The organism is Mangrovibacter yixingensis, from assembly GCF_020523985.1.
GTDB classification, from domain to species: domain Bacteria; phylum Pseudomonadota; class Gammaproteobacteria; order Enterobacterales; family Enterobacteriaceae; genus Mangrovibacter; species Mangrovibacter yixingensis.
The window spans coordinates 971,779-983,716 of record NZ_JAIVKM010000001.1; the positions used below are offsets into that span (position 1 = coordinate 971,779).

8 protein-coding genes, 1 tRNA gene, 1 other RNA gene and 1 pseudogene are annotated in these 11,938 nt (G+C 48.4%); 6 read left to right on the forward strand and 5 right to left on the reverse strand.

What is annotated here, in order from left to right; genetic code table 11:
- The first annotated feature begins 3 nt into the window (after positions 1-3).
- Complete coding sequence (locus LC084_RS04530; protein WP_226569734.1) at positions 4-1,044, forward strand: carbon-nitrogen hydrolase family protein; 1,041 nt, start codon at positions 4-6, stop codon at positions 1,042-1,044.
- 590 nt (positions 1,045-1,634) lie between these two features.
- A complete protein-coding gene (locus tag LC084_RS04535; protein WP_226569736.1) occupies positions 1,635-2,492 on the forward strand; it encodes a hypothetical protein in 858 nt (285 codons plus the stop codon).
- Positions 2,493-3,072: 580 nt separating this feature from the next.
- Here the strand turns inward: LC084_RS04535 and fhuE are convergent.
- Positions 3,073-5,268: a ferric-rhodotorulic acid/ferric-coprogen receptor FhuE gene (gene fhuE, locus LC084_RS04540; protein WP_226569738.1), complete on the reverse strand. Its 2,196-nt coding sequence runs from the start codon at positions 5,266-5,268 to the stop codon at positions 3,073-3,075.
- Positions 5,269-5,630: 362 nt separating this feature from the next.
- Positions 5,631-5,818: pseudogene (locus LC084_RS04545) on the reverse strand (methyl-accepting chemotaxis protein); the annotation flags it as partial.
- A 658-nt stretch (positions 5,819-6,476) separates the two neighbouring features.
- Between LC084_RS04545 and kch the strand changes: the two are divergent.
- Entirely contained in the window at positions 6,477-7,646 is a 1,170-nt protein-coding gene (kch, locus tag LC084_RS04550) for a voltage-gated potassium channel protein (protein WP_404808350.1), read from the forward strand.
- Here the strand turns inward: kch and LC084_RS04555 are convergent.
- From LC084_RS04555 to LC084_RS04565, 3 genes are all read right to left on the reverse strand, one after another.
- A complete protein-coding gene (locus LC084_RS04555; protein WP_226569743.1) occupies positions 7,643-8,725 on the reverse strand; it encodes an NAD(P)H-dependent flavin oxidoreductase in 1,083 nt (360 codons plus the stop codon). The genes kch and LC084_RS04555 overlap by 4 nt on opposite strands.
- A gap of 375 nt (positions 8,726-9,100) precedes the next feature.
- Positions 9,101-9,229: non-coding RNA, RtT sRNA (locus LC084_RS04560), on the reverse strand.
- A gap of 44 nt (positions 9,230-9,273) precedes the next feature.
- Positions 9,274-9,361: transfer RNA gene (locus LC084_RS04565), tRNA-Ser, on the reverse strand.
- 201 nt (positions 9,362-9,562) lie between these two features.
- Here LC084_RS04565 and ghrA point away from each other — a divergent pair.
- The 3 genes from ghrA (at position 9,563) to LC084_RS04580 (ending at position 11,928) form a co-directional block, all read left to right on the forward strand.
- Positions 9,563-10,504 (forward strand): glyoxylate/hydroxypyruvate reductase GhrA, encoded by a 942-nt coding sequence (ghrA, locus tag LC084_RS04570; RefSeq protein ID WP_226569745.1) that lies wholly within the window; start codon positions 9,563-9,565, stop codon positions 10,502-10,504.
- A gap of 68 nt (positions 10,505-10,572) precedes the next feature.
- Positions 10,573-11,310: a phosphatase gene (locus tag LC084_RS04575; protein WP_226569747.1), complete on the forward strand. Its 738-nt coding sequence runs from the start codon at positions 10,573-10,575 to the stop codon at positions 11,308-11,310.
- Between the two features lie 54 nt (positions 11,311-11,364).
- Positions 11,365-11,928 (forward strand): TorD/DmsD family molecular chaperone, encoded by a 564-nt coding sequence (locus LC084_RS04580; RefSeq protein ID WP_226569748.1) that lies wholly within the window; start codon positions 11,365-11,367, stop codon positions 11,926-11,928.
- Positions 11,929-11,938 lie beyond the last annotated feature (10 nt).

An 11,938-nucleotide genomic window follows, 5' to 3' on the forward strand; every position in this document is an offset into this window, starting at 1 on the left:
TGAATGATGTTTTTACCTGAAGTAAAAGTGGCCGCTGTGCATGCAGCATCCGTGTATATGAATGCACAAGCCACACTGGAAAAAGCACTGGCTTACATTGCAGAAGCAAGCCGCAATGGCGCTGATCTTGTGGTATTTCCTGAATCCTATATTCCCGGATTCCCTGTATGGGCGGCCCTTTGGGGCCCTATACATAACCACCGCTGGTTTGAAAAAATGGCAGAAAACAGTCTGTTGATTGACGGCCCAGAAATAAGGGCGCTGTGCAGTGCCGCGGCGCGCCACGATATTCTGGTCTGCATGGGGTTCAGTGAACGCAGTCCGGTAAGTGTCGGCTGCCTGTGGAATTCCTCGGTGCTGATTAATCAGGACGGGAAAATCATTAACCATCACCGTAAGCTGGTTCCCACATTCTATGAAAAAATGGTCTGGGCACCGGGGGACGGCGCTGGTCTGAAAGTGTGTGAGACCCGCATCGGACGGGTTGGTGGGCTTATCTGCGGAGAGAATACCAATCCACTCGCGCGGTTTTCATTAATGGCTCAGGGAGAGCAAATTCATATTTCACAGTGGCCCTCTATCTGGCCAACAAAACGCCCCTCCACCGGGGATAATTTTGATAACCAGGCTGCCAATCGTATACGTGCCAGTGCGCACTCATTTGAAGCGAAGTGTTTTGGCATCATGAGCGCTTCGGTCATGGATGATGACATGAAAGCCATGCTAACAGCCCAGGATCACACGGTTGCTGATATTCTGGAAAACACGCCTCAGGCCGCCACCATGTTTGTCGACCCGACAGGTACGCCCATCGGGGATATGTTGCAGGATGAGGAAGGTATTGCCTGGGCAACCTTTGATTTAAAAAAGATCATTGATGTAAAACAGCTGCACGATGTCGTTGGCTATTACAACCGTTTTGACATTTTTAATCTGGAAGTCAATCGGAGCCGACATGTACCGGCAACCTTCATCGGAGAGGGAGAAATGCAGGACACCCTGCCGGGACAGCCCGATATTGTACATAGTCTGACAGAATCATAACGATGTCGGTGGTAGTGAACAGGTCTGGCCTGATATGCCAACTGTTGACTACTGCACCTGGCAGGGATATCCCCACTGATGGGGATATCCTGATACGTGCTCACTGTATAATGTGTCAGGTGGGCGGTTAATTGTGTAAGCTATCCGATACTCAGTTAAGGGGTTTGAAGGGCAATGATGTAAAAAACTATGCCAGGTACATATCTATTTGAATTTTATTGATTTATATAACCCTTATGCCTCCGGTACTTAAGCACCATAATCTGCGCAGAAGAGTGAGCACCAAAAGTTTCTGTTACGATAATGCGTGCCAAAAAACCGGACATGTTATTCAAACCGAGAAAAAATAACCATAAAGACACTGATGTTGTTTTCTACCTTAAAGAGATAGAGCAGGGGAGTAATAAAATATTAGAGATATCAGGAGATATAAAATCAGAAGAGTTTATATTTTTCAAATAAAAACAGCACGTTAACCGACTCCCCCCTAAATTTAATAGCTAAATTTTATTTCACTACCGCATAACTACCCTTTAACCTTAAGCGGGTGTCATTCAATGAGTTCGTATTTAACGTTTAAGGAGAAACAAGTGTTAAAAAGAATAACTCTTTTGGGGGCCTGTATTGCATTGACAGCCTGTTTTGGTGACAACAAAGAATTTCTCATTGATAACCCTACCGGGCAACCATTAGCTATTTCTATTGACGCTCAAAAAATAACGGTACCGGCAAAGGAATCACAAAGTATTAAACTGAGCGCTGGTCAACATACGTTGACATTGGCGAATGGTGAAACGGTAAAATTCAGCGTGTTTGACGCCTGGCCTCGATCGGGTAATAGCGGTATCATCAACCCTACACGCACCCGTTATATTTATGTGATACAAAAATATCTGGCCAAAGGCATAGAACCACAGGGTGAAAGCGGTGATGTTCACACCCTTTCTATTGACGGGCAAACTGTTACTGGCCCGTTCGAAGATCTGGGGAGTGAGATCTTTATTGATAATTCCCTCCATTATTGGGACCTTAACCCGACAGAGTCATTCCCGGCATCAATGTCATCTACATCTAAGGAAAATTATAAAACCAAAGTTTATCGCATTCAGGACTTTACGTATTATTATAATAATGAATTCTCTCCTTCAGCCGATTATAGTCAACATATACGTATCACCGAGTCGCGTTATCAGCCTCCTGAAATAACCGCACATTTTAGTTCTGCAGAACTTCAGAATAACCTGAGTGATGCCACCAAAATTTATACCGCTTTTATCCATGCTAAGTCTGCAGGGGAACAAAAAGATTTGCTGGAAGAGTTTCAAAAACAGGACCGAGAAAAATGGCACAAAACTAAAACAGATGGTAAGGAAGTGTCTCACTATTATGACGTTATGGTTAATCTCGAGTATATAATGATGGGTTCAATTCTCGAGCTTAAGCAGTAGCGTATTGTGCCCGGGCATCTACATCAACGGGATGTGGATGCCATAAATATCTGTATGTGGCTAATATTAAAAATAAACTTAAATAGAGAGCTAAGTAATTAAATTCAACTGACACTAGGAGAAAGCCACGAAGATATTGCGCATATAAAAATTTGGATGAAGAATCATTGTTGGTGATGGTCTTAATATTAAACTAAATAACTGCGCTGCATAATAGAACACTTAAAAGGCCCCTGCCTGGATTATGCTATCTGAACAATCGCCAGACATCTCAAATTACCAACTGAATATACCGGGCAGCAACCCTGAATCACCTGGTGCCGGAAGAGCACTGGCTGATGGTTTAAAAACCGTAAATCTCACAAGATGCCTGTAACCAGAACAGGTGAGCTTACAGTATCTGTTGTTATGATTAGCCGGCATGGTGTGAAAGGCTTTTCCGCACGCGCCGGTGTGCTGGTGAAGGGCTAACATCGCCCGGCGTTGCCGTTGCTCCGGGCGAATCAGTTAATTCGGCAAGCTAAGCTTTTACCCGCCGCAATGTGGCCTGCTGGCGGGAATATGCTGGTTGCCGTTACGCTTAAAACCGGTAATTTGCCGAAACACTGAAGTTACGCGGTTCACCGTACACCACGGAACCATTCAGGTTTTCATCATAGGTTTTATCGAACAGGTTATTAATATTGGCCTGCACCGCCAGGTTTTGGGTAACCTGGTAACGGCTGAATAAATTCACCACAGCATAGCTGCCTTGCTCAGCACGCCATGTGCCGTAAGCGGTGGACACATCTTTATAGGTCCGGTCCTGCCAGTTCACACCACCGCCAACGGTCAGTTTCGGCATGGCAGGCAGGCGGTAGCGAGTAAACAGTTTCACCGAAGTGCGCGGCAGGTTGGGGTTAACGGCGTTGCCTTCGTTGTCATCGGCAACATAACGCGTTGCACCAAAGGTCATCTGCCAGTTGTCTGTCAGTGCGCCATTTAGTTCGAATTCCACACCTTTACTTACCGTACCGTTTACGCCGCGGTAAGCCGAATCTGTTGAGCCAGAAATCAACTGCCCGGTGCTTTCCGCCACGTTATCCTGTTCAATTCTGAACACCGACAGGGTGGTGGTCAGGCGGCTGTTCATCCAGTCTGATTTCAGGCCAATTTCATAGTCATTGCCGGTAACAGGCGACAAATATTTCCCGCTGCTGTCACGGTAATCTTGCGGCTGGAATATTGAGGTATAGCTGGCGTAAGCAGACCAGTTGTCATTGATATCAAAGATAAGCCCGGCATAAGGCGTAGTATGGTTTTTCTCCATACTGTAGCTCAGAGTATCAATTCGCCAGTTGGTATAACGCGCGCCAAGGATCAGGTGCAGCGGGTCGGCCAGTGAAATACGCGTAGCGGCATACAGGGACTTCATGTGAGTGGTATCGTCCTGGGCTACAGTTTGCTGGCCCCACTGGGTTTCCGGGAAGTTTCCATCGTAATCATAAAAGCTGCCGAACTCATCCGGGAAAATATTGGCCCAGGTATTCAGGTAGCGGTTGGTTTGTTTACTGTAGCTGCCGCCAAACATCAGGTTATGCTGGCGGCCAAACAGGTCGTACGTCCCCTGAGAATAGAGATCCAGAGCATCCATTTTGCGTGTTCCGGAGTTCCAGCCGGTACCACCCACATAATCATAGCCTGCGCCATAACTGCCATAAGGCCCAATCAACTGGCCAGTATCTTTATTGACGACAGCATCCAGGTACATCATTTTGCTGTCGAATTTCGTTTGTGAATGGGTGGCGTTCAGGGTGGCTTCCCAGGTGTCTGCAAAGCGTTGTTTTAACGTAATAAAGAACTTATTGAATTCTTTATCGTTATACGCCCAGTCCGGGGCGGTACTGTGTGAGCGGTCATAGTGGCGTGTGCTGCCATCACTGTTCCACCATGGCAGGCCGTTCCAGGTGGGGCTGTTCACGTCAATACGCTGATATTCATAGCCAGCGGAAAGCGAAGTCGTGTCACTCAGGTCTGCATCAATAATGCCGGAGAAAAAGGTTTTTTTATTGTTATAGCGGTCCAGCCATGAGTCGTTATCCTGGTAACCGGCAATCAGCCTGGCGCGCACACTACCACTTTCAGTTACCGGGCCCTGCAAATCGGCAACGTAGCGTTGTTTATTCCAACTGCCATATTCGGCGGAAAGGTTGCCAGTGAAGGTGCGGCTGGTGGCGTGTTTGCGAACCATGTTGATAGCCGCGGATGGGTTGCCGGTGCCGGTCATCAGCCCGGTTGCGCCTCGCACCACTTCAACGCGTTCATACAGGGCGGTATCGGCCAGAGCGTCTCCCAGGTTCCACTGGGATTCAAAATAAGTGGGAATGCCATCAATCATGTAGTTATCAATTTGAAAACCACGCGAATAATAAAGACTACGGTCAGAGTCAGTAGTGCTTTTGCTAATCCCTGTGGTGTTTTCCATTACATCACCCAGGGTTTCCAGTTGCTGGTCTTCCATGCGTTGCTGGCTGATGATACTGACAGACTGGGGAATATCCCGCTGGATCAATGTCATTTTGGTGCCAACAGAGGTGGCAGGCACGCTGTAATCTTGGCTTTGCGCCGTGGAATTACGGGTGGATGTAGTGCCTTCAACAATCACCGTGTCTTCTGTATTGTCTGTTGTAGCCGCAAGGCCAGCCATGGGCATCAGTGCCAGAGAAATACTGGTTGTCAGCAATGAATAGCCGCTTTTGCGCAATAGTGGTTCCTTCCTGAATGGAAGTGCGAACATGAATATCCCCTTAGAACAATAAGTTGTTAAATTCCGCCCAAAGCTCGCCTCACCGATATATTGCGGCGGACAGAAAATTAATTATGCAAATAATAATGAGAATAATAACTATTAGTGGTTATGGATGTAACCACATGTGAAACTGGGTTTCAAGAAAAGTTTTTATTTACAGGCAGGAGGGAGTTTTTCGCCGGAATGTTGCTGTGCTGAACGTTAAGCCTGATTCGGGTGTGCCATGGGCTTCGCTGTTGCGGGTCTGCTCCAGACCCGCATTGGGATGAATAAGCTGCTATTACTTACCTACCTGGACTGGTGAGGAAAGAAGATCCCGGGGCGATAGCAGCCCGATGATTACTGGCCAGCTAACAATAAGTGAGGCTCCTGTATTTGGTCGCAGGCAGAAATACTGAGACGGCTTCATTCAGAACATGTGACTGGTCTTTAAGTGACTGGGCTGTAGCATAAGCCTGCTCAACCAGTGTCGCACTCTGCCGGGTGACGGTGTCCATTTGTGCGAAGCCTGGTTGATCTGCTCAATGCCACGGCTTTGTCTGCTTCAACGGGAACATTCAGCACCAGTATATTGGTCTGAAAGGCAATGATTTCGATAATACTGATAATGCTGAATGGGCGCCTGGCGTAATAGTCATGCTCAACTGGCCCCGGACAATGTTGTCACACAACGACTTCGCCTGCTCCAAAGGTGACAGAACCCGTCGGTTATCCATATATTACTTAAAGGTGTTGTCGACACAACGATTGCCTGATTGAGTGAGTTGCCAGAGCTAGCCATATCGCCTTTTCGGCGTAATCCATGGCTTTAACTCGCATAGTCCGGTTATGGTTAATTGGGGCGAAGATGGACAGCACTACGTGGAATTCTTTATTCACTTTATCCAGCGATTTATTACTGCCTGTCAGGGACTGGCGGTTGTACTGCTACTGCAAAGGTAAATAATCAGAAAAACAGTGAAGGTGATGAGAGAAAAGCGTCCAACAGTCATGAGCAATTCCTTTAGTAATTAAGCTCATTCTTGGTTAAGAAGTGTAACTTGATAATAGTTATCGGCCAGGGATATTCCTGGGCGTAACCGGATTTGTGCCAGTGAAAGTTTTTTTAACACTTATCATCTAAATACCCGGCCAGAGTGTGTGAAGCTCGCTACACTGGTTAACAGGGTTTAGTAAGAACTAACGGTATGAAATTTCTGTTGAATAAATTCAGGTTTGTTTTGGGGTGGTTGAAGCCACACTACTGGTTGAGTCTGTTAACTCTGTTCATTGGGGGGATTTTTCTGCGTCCGGTCCTGATGCAGGTGTGGCACACATTGCCGGTAGACATGGAGTATTTTACAGACTGGAAAGACGCTATTTCTACTTTTGGGCTGCTAAGGTTGCCCCAGGTGGTACTGGGTAGTGCAATTGTGCTGATGAGTATTGGGTTGTTTTTGCGGGCCAGGGTGGCATGGACTTTCGCGCTGCTACTGTTGGTAGTGGTGACACTATTCAACTTTTGGCTTACCGCGGGTAATTTGCGTATTGGCTATCTGGCCCTAATTGACACCTTATGTTTGCTTTATTTCTGGCGCGATTTCAGCCATTCCAGCCTTGCCGCAGGCACGCTATTCGCACTTATCAGCTTCGCGTCATTACTGACTTATGCTCTGTTTGGTTCACTTTACCTGGGGGCACAATTTCACCCGCCTATCACTGAGTTTGCTCAGGCTCTCTATTTTTCGACGGTCAGTATGTCGACAGTCGGGTATGGCGATATTATTCCGGTCACCAGTACGGCACGCTTTTTTACTGTATCCATCATTATTATGGGGATTACGGTCTTCGCGACATCGGTCAGCGCAATTATTGGCCCGGTGATTGGCGGTAATCTTAACCGTATGATAAAAGGACGAATTTCACACGCTATGCGTAAGAATCATATTATTATTGTGGGAGCCAGCCCGCTGGCAATGAGCGTTTATTCGGGTTTAAAACAACGTAATGAAACCGTGACAGTCATCGTCCCACCGGGGATTCCTCATGAATACCCGGCAGATGCAGACGTGATAGTCGATGACCCTTCGGCAAATCAGACATTACTTAACGCTGGTGCAAATAAAGCCAGAAATATTCTGGTACTGCGGGATGACGACTCTGATAACGCCTTTATTGTTCTGGCGGCCAAAGAAGTGGTTGCACCAGAAACAAAAATAATCGCACTGGTAAATTCCGACAAAAATTTGAACAAAATTAAGAGGGTTCAACCCGATATTGTTTTTTCACTGCAAACGCTGGCAAGCGAGATGCTGCTTGCCAGACTCAGTGGCGAAAAGATGACAAACCAGGATCTGATGCAACTGTTGTTCCACGAAAACCATTAGTGAGGCGTCTCAATTGTGTCTGCCGAGTTTTGCCACTCCTGGGCGAGTATTTCAACCAGCCGGGCTGCACTCTCTTTACGGGCCCGGTGTGCACCGGTTCCGGCCCACTGGGCACCAAAACCCGCCACACCAGATGACTGCGCAGCCGCTGCCAGTGCTTTACCCAGAGAATAGGCAACCGGGTAATCCGGAATGTTGTCAGGCGAAATCATATGAGTAGCCTTGCAGAATGCGTTATTCAGGCTACGTGCCGGGCGGCCTGAAATAGCTGAAGTCATGAATGTTTCATCGGGCTTTGCCTGGCCCAGGGCTTCACGGTAAGCGGTATTGGCAGCGGATTCCGGGCAGAGAATAAATGCTGTTCCCATCTGTACGCCCACCGCTCCTTGCTGAATTACTTTTGCGATATCTTCCCCGTTCATAATGCCACCGGCACAAATCACGGGCAGCGGAGTGGCCTCCTGTATCAGTGGCAATAACTCAGAGGTGCTTAACCGGGCATCTGTCTCTGTGGCCAGAAATGCACCACGGTGCCCACCAGCTTCAAACCCCTGCGCAATAATAAAATCCACACCAGCAGCGGCAATCAACCTGGCTTCACTAGGTGATGTGGCGCTGGCGAGCGTTAAACAGCCTACGGCCTTGAGTGCCTGAATGGCTTCTGGTTCTGGCAGGCCAAAATGGAAGCTTACCACTGCCGGTCGTGTATCCAGCAATACCTGCAACATTGCGCTGTTGTGGCAAAAGGTGGCGTATATTTCGTCCAGTGTGGTGGGTGCAGCGCTGCCAAAGTTGTGGAACATCTCGCTGAACTGCTTTATCCACGCCTGCTCTTTAGTGGGGTTGCGCGTGGCTGGTGGGTGGCAAAACACGTTCACATTAAAAGGTGCCCTGGTCAGTTCCTGAGTTTGGTTTATCATCTCCCGGGCCTGTTGTGTTGTTGCTGCACCAACGCTAATGGAACCCAGCGCACCACTATTACTGACTGCGGCAGCCAGCGCTGGTGTAGATACGCCAGCCATCGGTGCCTGAATAATGGGGTATTTTAGGTTTAAAGCATCACATAATGGATTCGTCATGGTAATCAGGTTGTTAGAAAGCACAGACCACCAAGTGTAGAAGACGAGACAGATATTGCCTGGGTTAGGTGCCTGAGCCGGGGGAGTTTTGTTGATTGTGGTGGTAACTCAGTTCAGAACGCAAAACCGGCAACAAAACGCCTGTTTATAAGCCACATTTGAGTGATGAATTCCCCAAAATAATTCGCCGTGCAGGAAGGCGGCAGCGCAGGGAGTTGCCGGGAGCTTACTGGAGTAAGTGACCGGTACGAGCGAGCACAGCCAACGCACCTGCAGGGTGAAGTATGCAGGGGAATGGTGAGGGTTCTCACCCTCCCTCAGGGAGTTTCGGGCAAAAAAAAAGCCCGTACATAAGTACGAGCTTCTCTATGAATATGGCGGTGAGGGAGGGATTGATTCGCTACGCTCACCCCTGCGGGGCAACCTGTTACACAGGTTGTCCTGATACCTGCGGTATCAGTCGAACCCTGACGAGGGTTCTCACCCTCCCTCAGGGAGTTTCGGACAATAAAAAAGCCCGTACATAAGTACGAGCTTCTCTATGAATATGGCGGTGAGGGAGGGATTCGAACCCTCGATACGTTGCCGTATACACACTTTCCAGGCGTGCTCCTTCAGCCTCTCGGACACCTCACCAAATTGTTGAACCACCAGAGTGGAACGGCGCTTAATTTAGGGAAAAGCGACGCCAGCGTCAATCAACTTTTTTGTAAAAAGAACCGTTTAGCCAAACTTCCAGCAAAATGCTGGCAAAACCAACAAAAAGCGCTGTTTTTTATCGCAGGGCTCTTGTGTTAATACCACTTTGCGGTAAGCCTGTACAAAACAGGAGGCTAAATGCAGATACTTTTCTACCACCCCGATTTTGATTCATCGCTCTGGGTTCGCAGTCTGGAGCAGGCTATACCCGGTGCTACAGTACGCATCTGGAAACCCGGTGATAACGCAACTGCAGATTTTGCATTGGTTTGGCACCCGCCGCGGGAAATGCTTGCCGGGCGGGATAACCTTAAAGCCGTTATTGCCCTTGGCGCTGGTGTGGATTCCGTGCTTAACCAGCTCAAACAAGACCCGGATTTTATCCCGGCGCATGTGCCGCTGTATCGCCTTGAAGATGCCGGTATGGGAAAACAAATGCAGGAATTTGCTGTAAGCCAGGTATTGCGCTGGTTTCGCCGGTTCGATGATTACCAGGATTTGCAGCGGGAAGGGCGCTGGGAACCCCTTGAAGAGTACCAAACCAGTGAGTTCACCGTTGGAATCTTAGGGGCTGGTGTGCTGAGCAAATGTGTGGCAGAAAGCTTGCTGCCCTGGAGTTTTCCAGTACGAACCTGGAGCCGCCAGGTAAAAGACTGGCCTGGTGTGCACAGTTTCGCTGGCAAAGCATCACTGAGCGACTTTCTATCAGAAACCCGGGTACTCATCAATTTGTTACCCCATACTCCGCAAACAGAAGGCATGATTGACCAGCAGTTACTGGCTTGCTTACCACAAGGCGCGTTTCTACTGAACCTTGGGCGTGGTGCGCATGTTGTTGAGGATGACTTGCTGGCAGCAATGGAGTCCGGCCAGATTACACGTGCTACGCTTGATGTTGTGCGGGAGGAACCATTACCTGCAAGCAACCCATTGTGGCGACATCCGCATGTAACAATTACCCCGCATATTGCCGCTTCCACAAGGCTTGAGGATGCTGTCATCTACTTAGCGAAGTTGATGAATGCGCTTGAACAAGGTGAAATTCCTCCCGGTCAGGTTGATAAGGTGCGCGGTTACTGATGTGCGGCTGTATCAACATCCGGAAAGATAACTGTTATCATTGTGGCTGTTTTTAACAGGAGATTGCTATGTACCCCGTAGATTTGCATATGCATACGGTTGCCAGTACCCATGCATACAGCACCCTTCACGATTACATCGCGCAGGCGAAAGCCGCGGGTATCAAACTGTTTGCTATTACCGACCACGGGCCTGAAATGGCGGATGCTCCACATTACTGGCATTTCGTTAATATGCGTATCTGGCCGCGGTTGGTTAATGGTGTAGGTATTTTGCGGGGTATCGAAGCGAATATTAAAAACACCGATGGTGAAACGGACTGCGTGGGGCATATGCGTGATTCACTGGATTTGGTTGTTGCGGGTTTTCATGAGCCTGTTTTCCCCCCGGCAGATAAAGACACCCATACCACCGCAATGATTGCAGCTATGGCATCGGGTAAAGTCCATATTATCAGCCACCCCGGTAACCCGAAATTTCCCGTCGATATACCGGCTATTGCCGAGGCCGCCGCGCGTTACAACGTGGCACTGGAGCTGAATAACTCCTCGTTTACGCATTCACGTAAAGGGTCTGAAGGTAATTGCACTGAAATTGCCGCGGCAGTTAAAGAAGCTGGAGGCTGGTTGTCATTAGGGTCTGATTCGCACACAGCCTTTACTCTCGGGCACTTTCATGAGTGTGAAAAAATCCTCAATAAAGTCGCTTTTCCCCGTGAACGCATTTTGAATGTTTCTCCACGCCGTTTATTGGATTTTCTTGAATCCCATGGTATGGCGCCAATTGAAGAGTTCGCAGAACTCTGATTTTGCTGTAATTGAGCTAATCCTACAGGCTAGTGCTTGAACAAGGTCATGATAATGAATGAGTTTTCTATTCTTTGCCGTATTTTAGGTTCACTTTTTTACCGTCAACCTCAGGACCCACTATTGGTGCCGTTATACACAGCGATTCAGGAAGGTAAGTTGGCGCAAAGCTGGCCGTTAGAGCAGGACGAATTGCTGGTTCGCCTGCAACAGAGCAACGATATGGCGGCAATAAGCGAAGACTTCCATACACTGTTTGTTGGTGATGAGTGTCGTGTTAGTCCTTTTCGCAGCGCCTGGGTCGAGGGAAGCCGCGAAGCAGAAGTTCGTGAGTTCTTGAGTAGCCGAGGCATGCCATTGTCAGACGCTCCGGCAGATCATTTTGGTGGCATATTGCTGGCTGCATCCTGGCTTGAAGATCAGGCTCAGGAAGATGAGTCCCTTGCTTTGGAAACGCTGTTTGACAGTTTTCTGCTTCCCTGGTGTGGCACTTTCTTGGGCAAGGTTGAAGCTCATGCTACAACAGCATTTTGGCGCACATTGGCACAGGTTGCCCGTGAAGCTATTCAGGCCATGTGGGACGAACTACAGGAAGATGGTGAGCAACCACAATCATAGCTCATTGCAT

Bases quoted from the DNA above. Each gene is read 5' to 3' on its own strand.
- LC084_RS04555 (WP_226569743.1), bottom strand. From the start codon at position 8,725: ATGACGAATCCATTATGTGATGCTTTAAACCTAAAATACCCCATTATT.
- ghrA (WP_226569745.1), top strand. From the start codon at position 9,563: ATGCAGATACTTTTCTACCACCCCGATTTTGATTCATCGCTCTGGGTT.
- LC084_RS04575 (WP_226569747.1), top strand. From the start codon at position 10,573: ATGTACCCCGTAGATTTGCATATGCATACGGTTGCCAGTACCCATGCA.
- LC084_RS04530 (WP_226569734.1), top strand. From the start codon at position 4: ATGATGTTTTTACCTGAAGTAAAAGTGGCCGCTGTGCATGCAGCATCC.
- fhuE (WP_226569738.1), bottom strand. From the start codon at position 5,268: ATGTTCGCACTTCCATTCAGGAAGGAACCACTATTGCGCAAAAGCGGC.
- LC084_RS04580 (WP_226569748.1), top strand. From the start codon at position 11,365: ATGAATGAGTTTTCTATTCTTTGCCGTATTTTAGGTTCACTTTTTTAC.